The organism is Gilvimarinus sp. F26214L (assembly GCF_054401055.1).
The window spans coordinates 191,775-212,695 of sequence record NZ_JBTIYG010000006.1; the positions used below are offsets into that span (position 1 = coordinate 191,775).

At 59.9% G+C, this 20,921-nt stretch carries 19 protein-coding genes; 8 read left to right on the forward strand and 11 right to left on the reverse strand.

From position 1 onward, the window contains the following. Positions 1–540: 540 nt before the first annotated feature. The 5 genes from ACURWW_RS08925 to dksA form a co-directional block, all read right to left on the reverse strand. A complete protein-coding gene (locus ACURWW_RS08925) occupies positions 541–1,944 on the reverse strand; it encodes a sigma-54-dependent transcriptional regulator (protein ID WP_445616465.1) in 1,404 nt (467 codons plus the stop codon). 191 nt (positions 1,945–2,135) lie between these two features. After that, positions 2,136–5,093, reverse strand: a complete 2,958-nt coding sequence (locus tag ACURWW_RS08930) for an ATP-binding protein (protein WP_445616466.1) — start codon at positions 5,091–5,093, stop codon at positions 2,136–2,138. After that, positions 5,083–5,256 (reverse strand): hypothetical protein, encoded by a 174-nt coding sequence (locus ACURWW_RS08935; RefSeq protein ID WP_445616467.1) that lies wholly within the window; start codon positions 5,254–5,256, stop codon positions 5,083–5,085. Before ACURWW_RS08935 ends, ACURWW_RS08930 begins: the two co-directional genes overlap by 11 nt. A gap of 71 nt (positions 5,257–5,327) precedes the next feature. Beyond that, positions 5,328–6,296: a tRNA glutamyl-Q(34) synthetase GluQRS gene (gene gluQRS / locus ACURWW_RS08940; RefSeq protein ID WP_445616468.1), complete on the reverse strand. Its 969-nt coding sequence runs from the start codon at positions 6,294–6,296 to the stop codon at positions 5,328–5,330. 81 nt (positions 6,297–6,377) lie between these two features. After that, the gene (gene dksA, locus ACURWW_RS08945; protein ID WP_445616523.1) at positions 6,378–6,785 is read right to left on the reverse strand and encodes an RNA polymerase-binding protein DksA; all 408 of its coding nucleotides are present in this window, start codon (positions 6,783–6,785) and stop codon (positions 6,378–6,380) included. Positions 6,786–7,109: 324 nt separating this feature from the next. Here dksA and sfsA point away from each other — a divergent pair, with 324 nt between their 5' ends. Further along, positions 7,110–7,832 carry a DNA/RNA nuclease SfsA gene (gene sfsA / locus ACURWW_RS08950; RefSeq protein ID WP_445616469.1) on the forward strand — a complete coding sequence of 241 codons (723 nt, stop codon included), beginning with the start codon at positions 7,110–7,112 and terminating at the stop codon, positions 7,830–7,832. Here the strand turns inward: sfsA and ACURWW_RS08955 are convergent. Continuing rightward, the gene (locus tag ACURWW_RS08955) at positions 7,798–8,169 is read right to left on the reverse strand and encodes a Rieske (2Fe-2S) protein (RefSeq protein WP_445616470.1); all 372 of its coding nucleotides are present in this window, start codon (positions 8,167–8,169) and stop codon (positions 7,798–7,800) included. The two genes, sfsA and ACURWW_RS08955, sit on opposite strands and share 35 nt — an antisense overlap. After that, positions 8,166–8,438 carry a TfoX/Sxy family protein gene (locus tag ACURWW_RS08960; protein ID WP_445616471.1) on the reverse strand — a complete coding sequence of 91 codons (273 nt, stop codon included), beginning with the start codon at positions 8,436–8,438 and terminating at the stop codon, positions 8,166–8,168. Before ACURWW_RS08960 ends, ACURWW_RS08955 begins: the two co-directional genes overlap by 4 nt. A 483-nt stretch (positions 8,439–8,921) precedes the next feature. Between ACURWW_RS08960 and ACURWW_RS08965 the strand changes: the two genes are divergently transcribed. From ACURWW_RS08965 to ACURWW_RS08995, 7 genes are all read left to right on the forward strand, one after another. Then, the gene (locus ACURWW_RS08965) at positions 8,922–9,614 is read left to right on the forward strand and encodes a M15 family metallopeptidase (RefSeq protein WP_445616472.1); all 693 of its coding nucleotides are present in this window, start codon (positions 8,922–8,924) and stop codon (positions 9,612–9,614) included. Positions 9,615–9,780: 166 nt separating this feature from the next. Then, the gene (locus tag ACURWW_RS08970; protein ID WP_445616473.1) at positions 9,781–10,227 is read left to right on the forward strand and encodes a MarR family winged helix-turn-helix transcriptional regulator; all 447 of its coding nucleotides are present in this window, start codon (positions 9,781–9,783) and stop codon (positions 10,225–10,227) included. Next, positions 10,220–11,278 carry an HlyD family secretion protein gene (locus ACURWW_RS08975; RefSeq protein WP_445616474.1) on the forward strand — a complete coding sequence of 353 codons (1,059 nt, stop codon included), beginning with the start codon at positions 10,220–10,222 and terminating at the stop codon, positions 11,276–11,278. The genes ACURWW_RS08970 and ACURWW_RS08975 overlap by 8 nt, the downstream gene beginning before the upstream one ends. 73 nt (positions 11,279–11,351) lie before the next feature. Continuing rightward, positions 11,352–12,887 (forward strand): DHA2 family efflux MFS transporter permease subunit, encoded by a 1,536-nt coding sequence (locus tag ACURWW_RS08980; RefSeq protein ID WP_445616475.1) that lies wholly within the window; start codon positions 11,352–11,354, stop codon positions 12,885–12,887. A 53-nt stretch (positions 12,888–12,940) separates the two neighbouring features. After that, a complete protein-coding gene (cysE, locus tag ACURWW_RS08985) occupies positions 12,941–13,738 on the forward strand; it encodes a serine O-acetyltransferase (RefSeq protein ID WP_445616476.1) in 798 nt (265 codons plus the stop codon). An 82-nt stretch (positions 13,739–13,820) separates the two neighbouring features. Beyond that, positions 13,821–14,534: a hypothetical protein gene (locus ACURWW_RS08990; RefSeq protein WP_445616477.1), complete on the forward strand. Its 714-nt coding sequence runs from the start codon at positions 13,821–13,823 to the stop codon at positions 14,532–14,534. A 283-nt stretch (positions 14,535–14,817) separates the two neighbouring features. After that, positions 14,818–17,289 carry a TonB-dependent receptor gene (locus ACURWW_RS08995; RefSeq protein ID WP_445616478.1) on the forward strand — a complete coding sequence of 824 codons (2,472 nt, stop codon included), beginning with the start codon at positions 14,818–14,820 and terminating at the stop codon, positions 17,287–17,289. A gap of 115 nt (positions 17,290–17,404) precedes the next feature. On the opposite strand, the gene ppa is transcribed toward ACURWW_RS08995, so the two are convergent. The 4 genes from ppa to rpsU form a co-directional block, all read right to left on the reverse strand. Continuing rightward, positions 17,405–17,953 carry an inorganic diphosphatase gene (gene ppa, locus ACURWW_RS09000; protein ID WP_445616479.1) on the reverse strand — a complete coding sequence of 183 codons (549 nt, stop codon included), beginning with the start codon at positions 17,951–17,953 and terminating at the stop codon, positions 17,405–17,407. Between the two features lie 114 nt (positions 17,954–18,067). Beyond that, the gene (gene dnaG / locus ACURWW_RS09005; RefSeq protein ID WP_445616480.1) at positions 18,068–19,996 is read right to left on the reverse strand and encodes a DNA primase; all 1,929 of its coding nucleotides are present in this window, start codon (positions 19,994–19,996) and stop codon (positions 18,068–18,070) included. A gap of 115 nt (positions 19,997–20,111) precedes the next feature. After that, complete coding sequence (locus tag ACURWW_RS09010) at positions 20,112–20,558, reverse strand: GatB/YqeY domain-containing protein (RefSeq protein WP_445616481.1); 447 nt, start codon at positions 20,556–20,558, stop codon at positions 20,112–20,114. Positions 20,559–20,650: 92 nt separating this feature from the next. Further along, on the reverse strand, positions 20,651–20,866 hold the full coding sequence (gene rpsU, locus ACURWW_RS09015) for a 30S ribosomal protein S21 (RefSeq protein ID WP_445616482.1): 216 nt from the start codon (positions 20,864–20,866) through the stop codon (positions 20,651–20,653). Positions 20,867–20,921: the final 55 nt, after the last annotated feature.

Here is a 20,921-nt window from a genome sequence, read left to right on the forward strand (position 1 = left end):
GGCGGTCAGAAAGCTGGCGATTCTAGCACGTAGGCGGGAGAACGAGAATTCAGGGATGGTCAAAGGCAGCCAATGGTTGAAGTGGGATTGGGCAGGAACTAAACGCGGACGGAAAGCAAAAACGGGAAAGCCGAAGCTTTCCCGTCGTTAAGCGTACATCTACCGTTGTTATTAGTCAGACGTCCCTGCATGAATTTGCGAATTGGCAAACCCTCTCCAAATAATCATCAGTCACTTATTGTTATATTTTGTTGTTGTTATTGTCTGTTTTTGCGTTCTTCTTATTGTTTGTTGTTGTTATTGTAAAGTTTACTAAAGCACGGCCTGTGCCAATGTGAAGAAGTTCAATGAATTCAATGAGTTGAGTGTCGTGCGGGGCTTTGAAAATTCTGGGCGGCAGCGGCCTGCGTTACCGAAGGTGTCAAGAAGCGTTACGAACAATATGGATGGGTAACAGTTCACAGCGCGAATGCGAAGGGCGTGCTCGAGCGAGGCGTGGGAGAGCGCAGCGAGAGAGGGCAGACGGGCGGGGCGAGCGGCTCAACCTGCCTTGGCAGCGCTCTTCTTGCGCGGAATGCCCAAACGCTGGCGCCGCTCCCAAAGGCATTTCCGGCTGACCCCAAGCTTCCGGGCCAGTTCCGTTTCGCTCATGGAATCCTGGTGTTCGAGCACGAAACGCTGGAAATAGTCTTCCAGGGACAGATCCTCGGCGGGGTCCAGGCCATGGCGCCGCACCTTCCGGTCACTCTCCTCGGGCGCGGCATCATTATCTTCATCCTCCTGGTCCATAAGGATGTAGTCGCCATCCAGGGACAGCAGTTCATAGTGGATCTCGCCCTCCTCGCAGAGAATCACCGCTCGCTGAATGGCATTCTCCATCTCCCGGACGTTGCCGGGCCAGGGGTAGCGACTGATGGCCTGGACCGCTCCGGCGGAAAGTCTGAGACCGGGCTTGTTGAACTGTTCGCTGTAGCGACGCAGCAGGAACTCGGCCAGAGCGACAATATCCGCCCCGCGCTCCCGCAGTGGCGGCAGGCATAGTTGGACGACGTTGATTCGGTAGTACAAATCTTCGCGAAAACGCCCCTCCTGAGCGAGCTTGCCCAGGTTGCGGTGGGTAGCGGCGATGAGCCGCACGTCCACCTTTCGGGACTCTACCGAGCCTATGGGTCGGACTTCCCCCTCCTGCAGGACCCGCAGCAGGCGCGCCTGGGCCTCCAGGGGCAATTCTCCGATCTCGTCCAGAAACAGCGTGCCTCCGTCCGCTGCAGCCACCAGACCTTCGCGCATGCTGGCCGCACCCGTAAAGGCGCCTTTTTCATGGCCGAACAGTTCGGATTCGATGAGGGTGTCCGGAATCGCTGCGCAGTTTACGCAGATCATGGGTTGATTCTTGCGCGGGCTTTCGTTGTGAATGGCCCGCGCGACCAGCTCTTTGCCGGTCCCTGTTTCCCCGTGAATCAGGACTGTGGCGGCGGTGGGGGCGACTTTGTGAATGCGGCTGTAAATGTCCTTCATGACCGGGCTGTTGCCGATCATGCCACTGGTCTCCTGCCGCGCGGGCGGAGCGGAGGCCTTGCTGCTCCTGGTACTTTCTTCCGTTGTGCCGATAGCCTGCCGGACCGCGGCGATCATTTTGTCATGGTCGAAGGGTTTGGCGATGTAGTCCACCGCCCCCATGCGCATGGAGTCCACTGCCGAGCGCAGGCTTGCATAGCTCGTCATGATCAGAACGGGGGTTCCGCTCGCCAGTTTGATCAGGTCGGTTCCTGGCGCGCCGGGTAGTCGCAAGTCACTGATGATGAGGTCGAAATCATCCAGGGAATGCTTCGTGGCCTCCTTGACCGTAGCCGCCACCGCCACCTCGTACTTGTTGCGCTCCAGCAGTTTGCGCAGGGCAGTGCGAATAACGGCTTCATCTTCAACGATCAGAACTTTATTCATAACTTACAACAACTGTCAGAGTAACATGCAATCCTTCCCGACCAGTTCCCTTCGGTAACACTTCAGGTAACAAGCTATGCTAGGGTATTTTTCAGCCAAAGCAAAGCCAGTGAATGTAAAGGAGCCTCTGGAAGCTCTGATGAGGCACTGGGGTCGGGACCTCATGCAGAAATCCTGGCCGTCTGTCGGACTCAGCGCTCGCTCAGGCCGGGCGAGCGGCGGAACCGAAGCGTAAATCGCGATCCGCGACCATTTTCCAGGGGGCTGGTCACTTCGATGTTCCCGTGGTGTTCGGTAACAATACTGTAGACCATGGAGAGCCCGAGCCCGGTGCCTTCGCCCGGCTGTTTGGTGGTGAAGAACGGTTCCAGGATGCGGTCAGCCTCTTTTGGATCGATTCCCTCTCCTTCGTCCGTCACCGAGACCAGAATGGCGTCGTCGCGCTGTTCCCCGTCGATGCGGACTTGCCCCCCCGGGAAACTGGCGTCGCGCGCATTGCTCAACAGGTTGAGAAAGACCTGAACCAGCTGCTGGCCGTCTCCCTGGATAAAAAGCTCGTTCGGTACCGCATTCACGAAATTGACGGGTGTCTTGTCCCGCTGCAGGGACAATAGCTCAGTTGCCTGCTCGACGCTTTGCCGCAGGGCGACGGGCGCCAGCTCGGTGATGTTGCGACTGCCCGCGTGGCTGAAACTCACCAGCGATTGGACGATGCGCGCCACCCGGTCCGTCTGACACAGTATCTGCTCCGCCGCTTCGAGGAGTTCCGGATCCTCCGCCTCGTAACGGATGTCCTGAGCCAGACAGGCGATACCCGTGATGGGATTGCCGATTTCGTGGGCAACACCTGCTGCCAGACGACCGATCGACGCGAGGCGCTCGCTGTGTAACAGCTCTTTCTCGAGCTGCTGCAACTCGGTTACATCCTCGACCAGAATGACCTGGCCATCGGCACTGTTGGCGACGGGACCCTGAATCGTCGCCTTGTGGAGGCTGAACCAATGCGCTTCATCGCCGATCATCATTGCGTGCCGGTGGCTGTGAGGCGCCTGCTGCGTGCTGAAATCAGAGATCAAGGTCCGCCAGGGTTCTGTCAGGTTGTCCAGATGGGAGCCGCTGACCTCCTGGCTGTTGACATTGGTGAGCTCCGCCATGGCGTTGTTCCACATCAGAATCTCGCGGTCGGGGCCGAGCGAGCAGATGGCCATCGGCAATTCCTGCAAGATCTTGCGATAGTAAAGGCGCAGGTTGTTGAGCTGGGCTGTCAGCCCGGTAAACGAAGCTTCATCCCGGGCAAAACCTTCTTCAATGAGCTGAATGTCGGCTGTTCCACTATCGCTTGGCAGCGTGTAGGGGAGATATTTTCCGAGCACCTCGCCCGCCACGCTCACGCCCATCAATCCCGACAAATTGGCTTCCAGGCGGTTGCGCAACCGGCGCAGGGCGTAGGGCCGCCGCTCGTTACGGCTCAAACCCAGCTCACGCAGGGCCCGGTTCACCTCCTGGTGCGCGATCTCGCGCCCCAGACCTTCACTGAGCCGGTCTTTGAAGTCGGCGGCGGAATGGGCATCGAGGGTCGCCCGCACGGGATGACTGATCTCGTCGGCAGCACACAACTCCGCACTGTAACGTTCTTCGAAACTTGTTTTGCTGAGCCAGGACGCCACAGCGAAAAATGCCACGTTCAGCCCCAGGGACCAGAGTGTCACCAGGTTCCACTCATCGAATCCCACCGGGATGGATTGAACAGTCCCCGGTAGGGCGAACTCCCCGATGCCGCTGATGGTTGGCACCAGCAAGCCCAGAGCCCACACGGACATACCTGCCAGTAGTCCGGCAACGAAGCCGCGGCTGTTCCCCCGCGGCCAGTAGGCGACGGCCACGATCCCCGGCAGAAACTGCAATCCGGCCACGAAGGCCAGCAATGCCAGGCTGGTGAGGCTGTAACGGTTGTGGACCAGGAAAAAGAACAGAAAGCCGCCCACGAAGATTGCCAGGATCACCAGCCGGCGGAGCCAGAGCAGCCGTAAATAAAAATCCCTGCGGGTGTCGAGGCGAAAGAGGGGCAGCAGCCAGTGGTTCAACACCATGGTAGCCAGTGCGAGGCTGATTGCCACCTGGGCCCCGGTGGCGGCGGACAGCCCGCCGAGGAAGGCCACGATGGACAGCGCCCGCGAACCCCCTTCCATTGGGACGCCCAGAGTGAAGTACTGGGATGGGAAGGTGACATTCAGTTCGAAGCCGGCCCAGAGCACGGGGAAGATCGGCAGGGCCATGAACAGCAGGAACAGGGGAAAGGCCCAACTCACCATCGCCAGCGAGTTGCGGTCACGGTTCTCCACCACGCTCATGTGAAAGATGTGAGGCATGGCAACAGCGCTCGCCAGAAAGACCAGGAGCAGGGTGGACGATGCGCCTTCGCGCACCGGCGAGTGGAGCAGGTGGGTGTTCTCGGGATTGTCCGCCAGCCAGCGGTCGAGGCCTTCGAATCCGCCGAAGACGCCGAACAGCGCAAATAAACCGATGGCCGTAAAGGCGCAAACCTTGATCAGGGATTCCAGGGCGAGCGCGGTAATCAGGCCCCAGCGCTGTTCCCTTTTCGAGCCGAACAGGATGGTGAACACGGCCAGGATCAGACAGTAGGTCAGAGCCAGTGCTTCGCGGCTGCTGAACCTTGCATCGCCCAGGTCCCATTGGGATTCGCTGTTGGCGGTGATCAGGCTCAAAGTGTCCGCCACCGCCTGTAATTGCAGGGCCATGAGCGGTACTACCGCGAAGATCATGCACAGGGTGACGAGCGAGCCTACAGCGTGGCTGTGATAACGAAATACCAGCAGGTCGGCGAGCGATCCGATCTGATAACGCCGGACGATCTCCGTCAGTGGTTTCAGGGCCACTGGGGCGAACAGGAAGAATGCGCCGGTGCCCAGGTAATAAGCCAGGGCGCCGTAGCCGTATTGAAAGGCCAGGTCGACGATCCCGTAGAAGGAAAACGCACTGGCGAACACGCCGAGGGAGAGAATATAGGTGATGGGGTGGCGAACCACAGAATCGGGAATCCAGCCCTTCTCGGTGACAAAGGCGATCCCGAAAAGCACCAGCATGTAAGCGATACAGATCAGCGCGATCTGGGCGAGATCAAAAATCATTGGGACGGGTCCGCTCCTGCAGAATATACGCGATGACGATCACGATCACCCAGATGATATAGGGCCGGTACCAGGCACCATTCGGGTTGATCACCCAGTTGAACAACGTGGGCGAGAAAATATAAAGAACCAGCAGGAGCAGGATCAGCGGACGCGTTTTCATGTGTGTTTAACAGGGTCGGTGGTGGAGGAAAGACATACTACGCGCGGTTTCCAGGTCCGCAAGCGGCGACGCTATCGCCCATGGCCGGATTGGCTGCGATCATCGACCGCAAGCCCCTCGCAGCGCGGAACGCGGTCCAGATCCCAATGGACCGTTGCGGCTGCAAGTATCTCACTGCAGCCCGCGCCGCGGGAGACATCCACTTGCTGGCCCAGGAAGCGAAGAGCCATCAGGAGATTGTCCGCTGCTGCGCGGTTGTCCAGCGGGCGTGCTCCCTGTTGTTTGCTCAGTTTCTGTCCGTTTACGTCCACCGCCAGGGGAATGTGGCCATAGGCCGGTGCCGGTGCGCCAAGGAGGCGAAACAGAAAGATCTGTTGGGCCGTGGAAGCCAGGAGATCGCCCCCCCGAATTACGTGGGTGATCCCCTGGGCCATATCGTCCACGACAACAGCGAGCTGATAGGCGAAGTACCCGTCCTTGCGCAGGACCACGAAGTCTCCCACCTCCTGTCCCAGGTCCACCCGTTTAGTGCCGAAGATCAGGTCGTCGAACGTCACCGGCGCCTCCAGAGCTGCCAGGGGACCGGGCAGCTCACTCGTCCTGAGCCTCACGGCCATGGGTTCGCGCCGATTCGCTAATTGCTTGAGAGCCGGCCCTTCGGCTCGCGCCGCGCGGCAGGTGCCGGGGTAGATCCCGCCTGCCGCGGCAATCGCTTTGCGGCTGCACACACAAGGATAGACCAGGTGTGACGCATCCAGCTGTTCAAGGGCTTGCCGGTAAGCGACTCCGCGGGCGCTCTGATAGAGAACGTCTCCGTCCCACAGCAAACCATGGGCTCGGAGGCTGGCGAGAATGCTATCGGCCGCACCGGGTATTTCACGAGGCGGATCCAGGTCCTCCATGCGCACGAGCCAGCGGCCACCGTGCGCATGGGCGTCCAGATAGCTGGCAAGGGCGGCCACCAGTGAACCGAAGTGGAGCGGGCCGGTGGGGGATGGCGCGAAACGGCCGATGTAGCTGTGGTCGGGTGTGGCAGTCATTGAGCTCTGCCGGGCGGAGGCTTGCGGGGCGCGCGGATGGTCGTTAGCTGGCGGGCCCCGCCGGGATGGTGCGGCAGGTCTTCAGCCGCTGATTTGCTTTTCTTTGATCTCATCGAGGGTCTTGCAGTCCACGCACAGAGTGGCTGTGGGGCGTGCTTCGAGTCGACGGATTCCGATTTCAACGCCACAGGCTGTACAGAAGCCGTATTCGTCGTTGTCGATCAGCTCGAGAGTACTGTCGATTTTCTTGATCAGTTTACGTTCCCGGTCACGGGTTCGCAGTTCCAGACTGAAAGCCTCTTCCTGGCTGGCGCGGTCCGCGGGGTCCGGTGGGTTAGAGGCCTCATCCTTCATATGGCTCATGGTCCGATCCACCTCTTCCATGAGTTCTCTTTTCCAAGCAAGCAAAAGACCCCGAAAATGTTCGCGCTGGTTTTCGTTCATGTACTCCTCGCCCTTTTTTTCCTTGTAGGGCGTAAAACCATGCATGCTGAAGGCTTCAATCTTACTGGGTGCAGATTTGGGCATCGGAAAGGCCTCTTTCTCAACACGTAAAGGGAACCCGGAGCCGACCCTCGTTCACTGAGTTGAGCTCCGATTTTCGAACCGTGCAACCTACCAGAACTCGCATCGGGGCGCCAGCAATATTTGAGCCGTTTCGAGCCAGCGTCCCGGCGCTTAAAATCGCGTCTGGCGGCGGGTAAAATGGTCTGGACACCGTTCCGCCACGGTCGGGCAACCCGCCCCCCGTTTTATCACATCACTCCAGGCGCTGTGGCAGCCACTGTTCAGCGCCAACCACACAGCGGCTTTATGACGACCACCACGCAGCAGATATTCCGGCCCGCCACGTTTCTGCGGCGCTACAAGCGTTTTCTTGCGGATGTCCGCTTGGAGGATGGTCGCGAAATAACCGTGCACTGTCCCAATACCGGAGCCATGACCAATTGCCTGGTTCCAAACAGTCCTTGCTGGATCTCAGAGTCGCACAACACAAAACGCAAATACCCGCACACCTGGGAGATTGCCACCACCCCATGTGGAAATATGGCGGGTATCAATACCAATCGGGCCAACCACCTGGTGCAGGACGCAATCCGCGCCGGTCTCGTGCATCAACTCGAGGGGTACCGCAGCCTGGCTTCAGAGGTTCGATACGGCAGCGAAAGCAGTCGCATCGACTTGCTGCTTGAGGACCACCCGAACCGGCCCGGACAGCGCTGCTATGTGGAAGTCAAGAATGTGACTTTTGGCTTTCCCGATGGGCGGGGGTTGTTTCCCGATGCGGTCAGCGCTCGCGCCAGCAAGCATCTGCGCGAATTGATGGCCGTGGCGGAAGAGGGGCACCGGGCCGTTTTGTTTTTTTGCGTTCAGCATTCAGGCATTGAATGGGTGGAAGCCGCGCAGGAGGTTGACCCAGCCTATGCGGAAGGAGTCCAGGAAGCGCTGGCCAGGGGGGTGGAAGTGATCGCCTATCGTGCGAAGTTTTCCGACCGAAGCATCATGCTCGATCGGGAAGTTCCGTTTCGCTGCTGAAAGTCGAGCTCGCTATACAGACCATGCCGTTGTGTTCAATCCAGGGAAGTGACTCGAGTCTTGTACCGGGACAGGGGCCCGCCACGCAAAGGCCGTCCTCGATCTTGAACAGCGCCCCGTGGCTGCTGCACAGGATCAATTCTGCATCCCGGTCAAGAAAACGGTCCGGAAGCCAGTTGAGGGGCAGCCCCCGGTGCGGGCAGCGGTTGTGGTACAGGAAGATGCGGCCGCGTTTCTTCACAGCGAACAACTGGCGACCGCAGTATTTCAAGCCCTTGCTGCCGCCTTCGGGAATGGCCTCGGTGCTGCACAATTCAATAGTTGAATCCGAGTTCACGGCTGTTCGGGCTGACGCTCGGCCTGCTCGACCAGTTGCGCCTTGACCTCTGGGTCCAGGCTTTTCCAATGCACATCCAGAAGCGCGCCTTCGAGCGCGTAGAGCATTACTTTGGACACACTGATCCCCCGCCTCTTGATACGCAGGTAAGTCTCCACGGAGCCCAGTGCCTTCAAGTCGTCGTAAGTGGTCACCCCGACCGCATGAAGAATGTTAACCGTTGCAGCCCCGAGATTTTTCAACTGACGCAAATCGCCGTAGTCAGCCACAGCTTCAACTCCCCAAAAATTTCCGGAGCCTCCAGTAAATCGTGCCGCTGCTGCGCACACCCGGATTTAATGGAGCCTGATGAGAACCATTCCACTGGCGGTGCCCGCCATCACTGCGGCCCCGACAGGGAAGTCCCGGGCTCTGTTTTTGTTGTGGGCCCTGATTAGCCTGTTGAAGAAGCCCGGAGCAGGGCGTATTTCAACAGGTTTATATATAGCTGCGAGTTATATTATATTTGTCTAACTGATGCAATTCGGTTTTTCCTGTTTCAGCCCCCGGTTGCGATTGTGTGCGGTGGTGCACTGGCGTTCAGGGTGCAATTCCGCTCGCGAGGGGCTAGTCTTTTGCCCGGACCCCGGCATTCTCATCGATGATCGCGCGAGCCGGGTTGCAAACGTTTTGGTGACTGCTCGGGGCCGAAGGCGCTGCGAATCCGCCGCCCGATCAGTGGTCTATTGTCTCGGATTTGGAAGGAGCGGTCTGTGGCCGAGTTCACCGTCGACCCCGTTGTATGGAGCGGACAATGCGAGCACCACCTGGTGGAGGACGCGGATCTCGGATGCCGTCTTCACCCCGAGGTGGTGGAGCCCCTCCGGTTGCTGCGGGAGCAGGCTCGGGACGAGGGCTTCGAGCTGGCGGTGGCCAGCAGTTTTCGGGATTTTTCCCGCCAGTGCCGGATCTGGAACGACAAGGTTGCGGGTCTGCGGCCCGTGCTGGACGATGAGGGGCGCCCCATCGACCTGCATCAGTTGGACGACTGGGGCAAACTGCAAGCCATTCTGCGCTGGTCCGCCCTCCCGGGCGCCTCCCGCCACCACTGGGGAACCGACCTGGATATATTTGACCGCGCTGGCCTTACTGCAGCCCATCCGCGCCTGGAGTTGACCATTGCCGAGTGTGAAACCGGTGGACCCTTCCACGCCTTTCATTGCTGGCTGGATCAGCGCTTGGGCCTGGAACCGGACACGGGGTTTTACCGGCCCTACGCCGAGGACCGCGGTGGCGTTGGCCGGGAGCCATGGCACATCAGCTATGCGCCCGTTGCCTCACGGTTCGAGCGATCACTGACACCGGCGGCTCTCCGGCAGGTGATCAGCGGCTCGTCGATTGCCCTTCGCAGTGCTGTCCTGGACCATCTTGACGAGATTTACGCCCGTTTTATCTGCCCCGGCTGACAGCACGGCCTTCCCGATCAATCCCCACTTTTTGTCGCCCCGCAAGCCACGATATCCGCGCCGCACCGTTGCGGCAGCCAAAAACTGCACCCTTGTGGAAAACACAAGCTAAACTGATAATAAGCAAAGCTTACTTGTTTGTGCACCGCATTCTTAGAGGACTTCAGTGGATCTGTATAAAGAGACCGGCCCCGGCTTCCTGATGATGGATATTACCCGGATGTTGCGCCGAATTTTCCAGAAGCGAATGGTGGGCGGGGAGCTCACTCTGGCCCAGTCCCGTGCGCTGATTTACATTGCCCGCAATCCCGGTATTCGCCAGGTGGAGTTGGCCGAGCGGCTGGAGGTGCAACCCATCACTCTGGCGCGGCTGGTCGATCAGCTCGAAGATTGCGGCCTTGCCGAACGGCGCCCCCACCCCACCGATCGACGCGCTTACCAGCTATACCAGACCGCAAAGGCGGAAACCTACCTCCAGGACATGCTGCAGGTCCTGAGGTACATCCGCGAATCAGCCTTCGGATCTCTTAGTGAAGTGGAGATGGTTTCACTGGTCGACCTGCTTGAAAAGGTCCACGCCAACCTGGGTCATAAGCACTCCCGTCATGGCTGAAGAAAGCGAACCGAACTCCACATCCACAGCAGGACGCGGAACTCGGATTCTGTTGCTGGTGGTGGTACCGGCAATAGTGCTGGGAGGTGCTCTCGGGATCTATTTGCATGGCGGCCGGTTTGTGGAAACCGATAACGCCTATGTGAAGGCCGACGTTGTACCGATCAGCGCCGAGGTCAGCGGTACGATCAGCCGGGTGCATGTGTCCGCCAATCAGGCGGTCGAAGCAGGGCAACTGTTGTTCAGCATCGATAGCGAGCCATTTGCAGTGAATGTGGAGAAGGCGCGGGCAAAGCTGGCTCAGGTCCGGACCGAACTGGCCGCGCTTCAATCCAGCTACCGGGAAGCCGACGCGCGCATCGGACTGGCAGCGAGCAATCTTGCCTTCGCGATTCGCGAGTTGGAACGGCAACGAGATTTGCAGGGGCGGGATTTTGTTTCCGCGTCGGCACTGGACACTCTGAACCAGCAGGTGGAGGTGCACCGGCGGGAACAGGAGCTGGTTCGGCTGGATCTGCAACGAATCGCGGCGTCGCTGGGCGGGGATGCCGATCGCCCGCTGGAGAAACACCCCGCCTATCGGGCCGCGCTGGCGGATCTGGAGGAGGCTCGCCTGCAACTGCGCCGGGTGGATGTGAGGGCGCCGCGGAACGGTACCCTAAGCAAAGCGCCTCTGGTGGGCCAGTATATCCGCGCGGGGAACATGATTACGGCGTTGGTCTGCAATGACCAGGTGTGGGTGGAAGCCAACCTGACGGAAAAGGAACTGACCCATCTGCGCATCGGGCAGGTCGCAACCGTGGAACTCGATTCCTACCCCGGCCGTCGCTGGCATGGCAGCGTGGAGAGTATCAGCCCGGCAACGGGCGCTGAGTTCTCAATCATTCCCGCACAAAACGCCACCGGAAACTGGGTCAAGGTTCCTCAGCGAGTGCCGGTCCGGATTCGACTTGAGTCCGGCGGGGACGCTCCCCCGCTGCGCGCGGGACTCAGCGCGGTGGTGGAAATCGACACCCGGCATCAACGCAAATTATTGGGCATGTCCTTCTGAGGCGCGTTGCGGGGCCGCCGAATCCAAATCCGGAATCTTCCCGGTCCTGTTTCGATGACGAGGTAAGCTAAAGATGGAAACCGAGGTTCGCACGACCCCGGCGGCTGCTGAAACCGGTGGGCATAACCGGGCCCTGGTAACCTTGTCGGTGATGGCGGCCACCATCATGCAGACCATCGATACGACCATCGCCAATGTGGCCCTGCCGCAAATGCAGGGCAGCATGGGCGTATTTCAGGATCAGATTTCCTGGGTTCTCACTTCTTACATCCTCGCCGCCGCCATTTTCATACCGCTCACCGGACACCTGGTGGCGCGCCTCGGCCGCAAACGCCTGTTCATCATCTGCGTCGTAGGTTTTACCCTGACCTCGATGCTGTGCGGTGCCGCCCAGAACATTTACCAGATCGTCTTCTTTCGTTTCCTGCAGGGCGTGTTCGGCGCGCCCCTTGTTCCGCTTTCCCAGTCAGTCATGCTCGACATCTACCCCCGGGAAAAGCACGGATCGGCGATGGCCATGTGGGGCATGGGGGTGATGCTCGGGCCGATTATCGGCCCGACGCTCGGTGGCTACCTCACCGAATACTACAGTTGGCGCTGGGTGTTCTACATCAACCTGCCCCTCGGGCTGGTCACCTGGGCCGGATTGACCATGTTTCTCCGGGAAACGCCCCTTGAGCGCGACAGGCGTTTTGACCTGCTCGGCTTTACCCTGCTGGCGGTGGCCATTGGCGCTCTGCAGATGATGCTCGATCGCGGCGAATCCCAGAACTGGTTTGCGAGCGCAGAGATTGTCATCGAAGCTTTGCTCGCCGCCCTGTTCTTCTATCTCTTTATCGCTCACATGCTCACCTCGAAGCGGCCCTTTCTGGATCCCGCTCTGTTCCGCGACCGCAACTTCAACAGCGGCATGGTGCTGATGTTTGTGGTGGGTATCATCCTCCTGGCCGTGCTGGCGCTGATGCCTCCTTTCATGCAAAACCTGATGGGCTATCCAACTCTGGATGTGGGGCTGCTGCTGGCACCGCGCGGAATGGGCACCATGCTTGGCATGATGTTGATGGGGCGCATTGTGGGTCGGGTGGATCCGCGTGTGATCATTTTTGCCGGGCTGATGCTCCTGGCCTGGTCGCTGTGGGACATGAGCCGATTCACCGCCGAGGTGGCCAGCCGGGAGATCGTGACGTCGGGCGTGATTCAGGGACTGGGACTGGGGTGCATTTTTGTGCCCATGGCCACCGTCACCTTCGCCACGCTTGCGCCCCGTTACCGCAACGAGGCGACCCCACTCTACAACCTGGTTCGCAATCTCGGCAGCAGCATCGGTGTATCCATCTCCATCACTTTGCTGGCCCAAAACAGCCAGAGCAACCAGGCCGTCTTCTCGGAATTCATTACGCCTTTCAACCTGGGGCTGCGGGAGTTGGCGCAGAACACGCCGTGGAGTCTTGACTCCACCGCTTCAATCCTGATGCTGAACGGGGAGGTCTCGCGCCAGGCCGCAGTGCTGGCGTACCTTCAGGACTTCCGGTACATGATGTGGCTGACGATCGCCGCGGTCCCGCTGCTCTTGCTTATCCGCGTGCCGCGGGATCCGTCGACAAATTAACTGCCGCTCCCATCAATGTTACACTTGCCCGGCCAAGCAGCGAGACGATCAATATGGGTTCATCCGTAGAAGAGGTCTGGCGGGAAATCCGCACCGAAGCCGCCGCCATGGTGGATGAAGAACCGACGCTGGCGAGCTATTACTATGCCGCGGTTCTCAAACATCAGACTCTGGTTCAGGCCATCAGCTTTGAACTTGCCAACAAGCTGAACTCCTCCACCGTGCCCGCCATGCTGCTGCGGGAGTTGATCCAGAGCACGATGGAAGCCAAACCCGCCATTTACGAAGCGATGGTTCGTGACATCTGCGCCCACCGGGAGCGGGACCCCGCCTGCGACAAATATTCCACTCCGCTGCTTCACTTCAAAGGGTTTCACGCCCTGCAGGCCCATCGCATCAGTCATGAATTGTGGCTTCAGGGACGGCAGTTCCTCGCGTTCTATCTGCAGAATCGAATCTCCCAGCAGTTCAGCGTCGACATCCATCCGGGAGCCCGAGTGGGCAGCGGCATAATGCTCGATCACGCCACAGGACTCGTAGTGGGTGAAACGGCTGTGCTGGGGAACGATATCTCCATCCTCCACTCCGTCACGCTGGGGGGTATCGGCTGTGAAGCGGGAGACCGCCACCCCAAGGTCCAGGATGGGGTGCTCATCAGCGTCGGTGCCAAGATCCTGGGCAACATCACCATCGGTGAAGGTGCCCGCATCGGTGCGGGCAGCGTCGTGCTCAGCGATGTACCGCCCTATACCACGGTGGCCGGCGTTCCGGGACAGATTGTGGGCCGGGGCAGCCAGAACCATTCGGCTCTGTCCATGGATCACTTCTGGGAGAAGATGAACTGTGACTGAGCCACTCGCGGGCTAGCCCGATCTGGGCTAGGCTGTTGCGGCAAGAATCTGTAATCAGCGCCTGTCATCAGCGAGAGCCACTATGACCGCATCGCAATTCGATCTCATCTTCCGCGGGGATGTCGTTCCGGGTCACCGGGTTGAGGACGTCAAACTGCGCCTGGCGAAATTGTTTAAGGTGGACCCCGCCAGAATCGAGGCGCTCTTTTCCGGCAAACCGGTCGCACTCAAGCGAAACCTGAACCGCGACACAGCGGAGAAATACCAGGCGGTACTGTTGCAGGCGGGCGCACAGGTTCGACTCAGGCCCCAGCAGGGCGGTGGAGGGGCAACTCCTTCGCGACCAGCGGCCGGTGCTGTCCGGAAGGCCCCCAGCGAAGCCCCAAAGCGGACCGATGCTCCTCAGGCGGCGCCCGAGTCTGGAAGCGGCCAGGGGTTCTCGCTGGCCCCTCCCGGAGCCAACCTGCTGACGCCGGCGAAAGCCGCCGGGGCCCCCGAGCCCGAGCTGGATCTCAGTGCATTAAGCGTCAGACCGGCGCAGGGCGATCTTCTGGATGAATCGGAAAAATCAAAAGATGCGGCGTTAACCCTCGATCTCAGTGCATACAAATTGGCGGAGCCGGGCACGGATCTGCTGGAAGGCTACCACCGGGACGAGCTGCCCCTGATGGAGCCAATGGCCGAATTTGATCTGGCAGAGCCTGGCGCCGATGTACTTAGACCCGAGGAGCGCCAGGGCAGGGAGGTTGTGGACGTCGATGTATCGCACCTCCAGGTCGCGCCGCTTCCCGAATGACCTGTGCGGCTGTTCGCGTACTGAGGGTCCCCGGGCCCCTTCCCAGTTTCCCTTCCTGACTTCCTTCCGGTCCGCCTGACTTTCCGGTCGTGCTCGGGCCAACCTTTCCCGTTGATGTCTCTGTCGATTCGGTCCCATCAAGAAAGCCGGTAAAAAGCCGTGAATAATGCGCCGTATCAAACTCAAATACGAAGAAAGACTGATAAGCGGCGGAAAGTAGACTGCTACACTGCGTCCCGGTTTCAAAGCAAAAAAAACAGGGTTTTAGGGAGGAAGTCAGTCAATGAAAAGAAGAAACCAGCTGCTGAGTGCCGCTATCGCTGCAACAGCCTCAACCTGGGCTGTGTCGCCCCTGGCGACGGCACAAGAGGGAGGCGCAGTGCTTGAGGAAATCATCGTGACCGCAACACAGCGGGCGCGGTCCGTTCAGGACATTCCTGTCTCCGTCAACATGCTGGGCGGTGAGGAATTGGAAATGGCGGGCGTTACCGATGTGGGTGGCCTGAACCAGATGGCGCCCACCTTCTACATGACCAGCACCACGTCCGAGACCATCGGGACCACCGCACGTATTCGCGGCATCGGAACCCAGGGTAACAACCCGGGGCTTGAGTCCGCCGTGGGTATTTTCATTGACGGCGTGTACCGCAACCGGACTGCCGTCGGGTTTACCGATCTGGGCCGGGTTGATCGAATCGAAGTTCTGCGCGGACCCCAGGGTACTCTGTTCGGCCGCAATACTTCGGCCGGTCTGGTGCATGTGATTACCCAGCAGCCCCAGTTCGACGAGACTGATGCCTACGTAAAACTGAGCGCGGGTAACTACGGCTACGCCAAGGTGGATGGCGGCGTTAGCGGCGGCAGCACCGATCTGGCGGCCGGCCTTGATTTCACTTACACCAAGCGCGACGGCTTTTTCGAAGATGAGCTGAGCGGAGAAGAGCACAACGATCGTGATCGCTATGCACTCCGGGGCCAGCTGGTGTTCGATCCCAGCGACGATTTGAGCGTACGCCTGATTGCGGACTACGGCGAGCGCGATGAGACCTGCTGCGCGGCCATGTACACGGAAAAGGGGCTGCGAACCAGCTTCGCTATTGAACAGCTCAGTCCCCAGCAGCTTACCAACGATGTGAACGATGTTTTCGATCGCGATTCCTACACCACTCCAGGCCGCACCTACGATACGGAAGTGGAAGAGTACGGCCTTTCCGGTCAGGTTGACTGGAACATCGGTGAGCTGGCGTTTACTTCCATCACCGCCTACCGGGACTGGGACGCGCGCAATGCGGGCGATCTGGATTATTCCGGCGCCGACCTGATCTACCGGGATACGGACGATTACATCCAGGAATTCGAGACCTTTACCCAGGAGTTCCGCCTCAACGGGCAGCTGCTGGACGGTGATCTGGACTGGCTGGTGGGCATGTTCTACGGCGACGAAACCCTGGATCATACCCTCGGCACCAAGGTCGGAGCCGATTATCAAGCCTATGTGGAGCATACTCTCGGTGCCTTTGCCGCAGTGCTTGGGGGTCCTGGTACTCCTCTTGCTCCGATTCCGCTGCCCTGGGGACCGGCATCCGGCGATGGGGCCAGCGACCTCTTCACCACCGAGACCGAGAGCCTCGCATTCTTCACTCACAACACCTGGCGCCCAATGGACAACCTCGAGTTGACGTTGGGTCTGCGCTGGACCTCGGAGGAAAAGGACTTCGATGGTGAGGTTGCGACCACGGGTGACGCGTGTGCAATTGCGCTGGCGGCGGGCGGCTACACGGGCGTCGACGGGCCCCGCACTCCCATCACCGGCCCGCTCGACGACGTTCTATACGGTCTGTACTGCCTCGGCGGGACCCTCAACCACACTCTGGACGGTACCTACACGGACAACCGTGACGAAGAGGATGTGAGCGGCACTGTAGCGGCCAGCTACTATTTCACCGACCAGTTGATGGGCTATGTGAGCTATGCCAACGGCTACAAGTCCGGCGGCTTCAACCTGGATCGGTCCGGTCTTGATCCCGACACAGTCACCGGTGGGCAAGGCTTCGATATCGACCGCGATGTGGCCGCCCTCGAGTTTGAGGAAGAGACAGTTGATTCCTACGAACTGGGTGTGAAAGCAACCTTTGCTGGCGGCACCACGACTCTGAACGCCACCTACTTCTACCAGGACTTCGAGAACTTCCAGCTCAACACCTTCAACGGACTCACCTTCTTTGTGGTAACTCTGGATGAGGTGACCTCCCAGGGCGTGGAAGTCGATCTTCGGACCACGATCGGGGATAACCTGTCCCTGACCGCCGGTCTGTTGTGGAACGAAGCCGAATACGCCGACGACGTAACCCGTTCGGACGGCGCGCCGGCCACAAACCTGGCAGGGCAGCAGATGACCCACGCTCCCGAGTGGAGTGCCACTGGCGCGGCAACCTATGACTTCCAGTTGGGCAACCTCAACGCTTTTGCGCACCTGGATTTCCGATTCACCGACGAGCACAACACGGGCTCGGATCTGGACCCGGAGAAAGTGCAGGACGCATTCACCGTCTGGAATGGTCGAGTTGGCGTGCGTTCTGCGGATGAAACCTGGACTGCGGAGTTGTGGGCACGAAACCTGACGGACGAGGATTACTATCAGGTCGTGTTTGATTCACCGTCCCAGAACTTTGCCGGTGTTCAGCCCCTGGAGTCCTACAGTGCCTACCTGGGTGATCCCCGCACCTTCGGTGTCACCGTCGGCTACAATTTCTGACCGGCACTGCTGCAAACAAAAAGCCCCGGGGCATCCACCCCGGGGCTTTTTTTGTATCCGAACATTTCGCTTCGAGACTGCTCCGCGGTCATCTGTCCGGCCGCGGTCCAGCGCCTCAGAAGTTGGGTTTGTCCGGTGATTCCTTGTAGCGCTTGATGGAGTCCATGATTTCTTCACGCGCTGTTACAGGGCCATCCCAGCCTTCGATCTTGACCCATTTGCCTTCTTCCAGGTCTTTGTAGTGCTCGAAGAAGTGTGCAATCTGACTCAGGGTAATGGCAGGCAGATCGCGAACCGACTCGATGTCGCGGTAAAGGGTAGTGATCTTGTCCACCGGTACGGCCACGATCTTGGCATCTTCACCTGATTCGTCGGTCATCTTCAGTACGCCGATTGGGCGGCATCGAATAACAGAGCCGGGAATCAGAGCCAGGGGCATGATCACCAGTACATCCACCGGGTCACCGTCACCACACAGTGTATGAGGAACATAGCCGTAGTTGCAGGGGTAGTGCATGGCTGTGCCCAGCATGCGATCTACGAAAATCTGGCCACTATCCTTGTCCACTTCGTACTTGATTGGGTCACCATTGAGGGGAATTTCAATGATGACGTTGATATCCTCGGGCACGTCGCGTCCGGGCGGTACTAAATCTAAACTCATGGCAACTTCTCGCGGTGTGTGGGGAGCAGGAAATAAAGGGCGCGTATTCTACCACACGGGCTGCGCCCATCGCAGCCGGTGCGGGCCTATGGGGCGCCTTGAGTTCAGGCTCGACTATTCCACGGTCGGGGGTACGGCAACAAACCGGGCCAGAGTTTCCCGATAGAGCTGCTTTTCCTCGGCGCTTAGCTCGGCAAAGGGTTTGCCGCGCAGTTGCCCAAGCAGTGCCTCCGCTTTGCGGCGCTCCACCTGGCTTTGCAGTCGCTGGATGGCCTCCCTGAACTCCCGCCGGGGGTCATAGCCTTGCAGTTGCTGGGCACGGCGAATCAGCTCGCCCACACCCGCACTCAACTCGGCGAGGCTGCCGGCGGCTTCGTCTCCCGTGCCCTGCAAATGCCCGATGATCTGCGCGGTTGTGAAGTGGGGGCGTTGTCGGAGCAGGTGCAGCAATTCAAGAAACTGATCGAGCCCGCCGTCAGTCTCGGCCGCCAGGTGCTCTGTTTCCAGGTCCGCTGCTTCCGGAGCGAGTTCCGGGTAGTGGAACAGCAGGAGAGTCAGCAGTCGCGCAGTGGACAATTTGACCCGCTCGCCGGCTCGGATGCTGTGCGCCTGACGCTGAACCGGTTGTGCCCCGGAGTCGTACACCATTTCATAATCGGGCGGTGGCGGGGTTTCGTCCACGACAGCGGGTTCGCGATCGGGTCCGTCCGGCGGTGCGAGCGGCTGCAGCGGCACTTCCTCTACCAGCTCGAGCAGGGTATGTACTTCCAGGCCGGTGCGTTTGGCCAGGCTGCTGAACATCAGTTCGCGATAGACGCCCTTGGGCAGCCGGTTGAGCATGGGGGCGGCCAGTTTGCTCAGCCGGGCGCGACCCTCCATGGAGCGAACGTCCAGGTCTTCGCACAGGGCGTCAAAGAAGAACTCTTCGAGGGGCAGCGCGTGTTCGATGAGGTGGGTGAATTTCTTGGCGCCGATCTGTCGGACCAGCGTGTCCGGGTCCTCCCCATCCGGCAGGAACAGGAATCGCACCTGGCGCCCATCGGTCATCACAGGCAAGCTGTTCTCCAGTGCCCGGCGAGCGGCCATTCGGCCGGCATTATCACCGTCGAAGCAGAACACCACTTCCTGGGTGTACTTGAAGGCCTTTTTCAGGTGGTCTTCGCGGCACGCCGTTCCGAGGGTGGCGACCCCATAACTGATACCGAACTGGGAAAGGGCAACCACGTCCATATAGCCTTCCACGACCATTACCCGTTTGAGCTGGGAATTGGCCTGGCGCGCTTCGTAGAGGCCGTACAGCTCCTCCCCCTTGTGGAAGACGGGCGATTCGGGGGAATTGAGGTACTTGGGTTTGCCATCGCCCAGGACCCGGCCGCCAAAACCGATCACCCGTCCCCGCACGTCGCGGATGGGGAACATGATCCGGTCCCGGAACCGGTCATAGAGCTTGTGGTTGTCGTCCCGATTGATGAGCATGCCGCTCTCGATCAGCAGGCGCTGGTCATCGGGCTCTGTCCCCAGGGCCCGGAGCAGATTGTCCCAGCCGGGCGGAGCAAAGCCGAGCCCGAAGTCTCGGGCCACCTCCCCGCTCAGGCCCCGCCGCTGCAGGTAGCCCACCGCGTGCCCCTTGGCAGGATGTTGACGCAAAGCCTGCTGGTAGAAGGAGGCAGCCGCTTCGAGCAGGGAGTAAATGGTTTTGCGGTCCCTCTCCCGGGCAAGCTCCTGGGAGGAGGCCTGTCGCTGTTCACGCGGGACTTCCAGCCCTGACAGGCGCGCCAATTGCTCCACCGCTTCCGGGAAGCTCAGGCGGTCGTAATCCATCAGAAATCCGATGGCGTTGCCCGAGGCGCCGCAGCCAAAGCAGTAGTAGAACTGTTTGTCCTGGGTGACGGTGAAGGAAGGGGTTTTTTCGTCGTGGAAGGGGCAGCAGGCCGAGTAATTCTTGCCGCTCTTTTTGAGTTTGACCCGGGCATCCACCAATTCGACGATATCGACCCGATCCAGCAGATCGTCGATAAAGCTCTGAGGTATGCGGGCACTCACGACAGTGGGTCTCCGGGGTGATCGGCGTTGGGGCGCCGGCGGCGCCCCATCCGAGTGTAAGAGCTTTGGAGACGGGTGATCAATATGTGGAAGAGCGGCGCTGGGAGCTGAAGGCTCAGGACAGCTTTTGCTTCACCATCTGGCTGGCTGCTCCCATGTCCGCCCGGCCCTGGATCTGTGGCTTCACGAGCCCCATCACTTTACCCATGTCCCGGGGGCCTTCGGCGCCGCTGTCCGCGATCGCCTGCTCGATAACGGCCGCCAACTCGTCGTCGGTGAGTGCTTCGGGGAGAAAGTCGCTGATGACAGAGATTTCGTAGTCTTCCTGCTCCGCCAGCTCGGGACGGTCAGCATCCCGGTATTGCCTGGCTGAGTCCCGGCGTTGCTTGGTCATCTTGTCCAGAATGGCCAGCACACGCTCGTCGGAGAGCTCAATGCGCTCATCCACCTCAATGCGCTTGCACTCGGACAGAATCAGGCGCAAAACACCCAGCCGCTCTTTGTCTTTGGCCCGCATGGCGGCCTTCATCGCGTCGGTGATCTGGTCTTTGAGTGCGGGCATGGAGATCTCCAGCTTACGGGGCGGTATTGGCTGTGGATGCCAGCGGCCCGCCCGGCAACTGCCGGGTCGGTAGCTCGGAGGTAGGGCCGGACTTAGTAAAGACGCTGAAACTTGCGGGTTTCGCGCTGAACTTTCTTGGCGTGGCGTTTAACTGCCGCAGCCGCCTTGCGCTTGCGAACCGCAGTGGGCTTTTCGTAGTGCTCGCGGCGACGTACTTCCGCCAGAATGCCTGCCTTCTCGCAGGAGCGCTTGAAGCGGCGCAGAGCAATATCAAAAGGCTCGTTCTCTTTCAGCTTTACTGATGGCATATTGGGTCCCGTATTGATCAATTTTGTCCCGGGGAGCGGCCGTGGGCTCTGCTGT

Excerpts from the sequence above, each read along its gene's own strand:
- ACURWW_RS08925 (WP_445616465.1), bottom strand. The coding sequence starts at position 1,944 with ATGAATAAAGTTCTGATCGTTGAAGATGAAGCCGTTATTCGCACTGCC.
- ACURWW_RS08930 (WP_445616466.1), bottom strand. The coding sequence starts at position 5,093 with ATGATTTTTGATCTCGCCCAGATCGCGCTGATCTGTATCGCTTACATG.
- ACURWW_RS08935 (WP_445616467.1), bottom strand. The coding sequence starts at position 5,256 with ATGAAAACGCGTCCGCTGATCCTGCTCCTGCTGGTTCTTTATATTTTC.
- gluQRS (WP_445616468.1), bottom strand. The coding sequence starts at position 6,296 with ATGACTGCCACACCCGACCACAGCTACATCGGCCGTTTCGCGCCATCC.
- dksA (WP_445616523.1), bottom strand. The coding sequence starts at position 6,785 with ATGCATGGTTTTACGCCCTACAAGGAAAAAAAGGGCGAGGAGTACATG.
- sfsA (WP_445616469.1), top strand. The coding sequence starts at position 7,110 with ATGACGACCACCACGCAGCAGATATTCCGGCCCGCCACGTTTCTGCGG.
- ACURWW_RS08975 (WP_445616474.1), top strand. The coding sequence starts at position 10,220 with ATGGCTGAAGAAAGCGAACCGAACTCCACATCCACAGCAGGACGCGGA.
- ACURWW_RS08980 (WP_445616475.1), top strand. The coding sequence starts at position 11,352 with ATGGAAACCGAGGTTCGCACGACCCCGGCGGCTGCTGAAACCGGTGGG.
- cysE (WP_445616476.1), top strand. The coding sequence starts at position 12,941 with ATGGGTTCATCCGTAGAAGAGGTCTGGCGGGAAATCCGCACCGAAGCC.
- ACURWW_RS08990 (WP_445616477.1), top strand. The coding sequence starts at position 13,821 with ATGACCGCATCGCAATTCGATCTCATCTTCCGCGGGGATGTCGTTCCG.
- ACURWW_RS08995 (WP_445616478.1), top strand. The coding sequence starts at position 14,818 with ATGAAAAGAAGAAACCAGCTGCTGAGTGCCGCTATCGCTGCAACAGCC.
- ppa (WP_445616479.1), bottom strand. The coding sequence starts at position 17,953 with ATGAGTTTAGATTTAGTACCGCCCGGACGCGACGTGCCCGAGGATATC.
- ACURWW_RS09010 (WP_445616481.1), bottom strand. The coding sequence starts at position 20,558 with ATGCCCGCACTCAAAGACCAGATCACCGACGCGATGAAGGCCGCCATG.
- rpsU (WP_445616482.1), bottom strand. The coding sequence starts at position 20,866 with ATGCCATCAGTAAAGCTGAAAGAGAACGAGCCTTTTGATATTGCTCTG.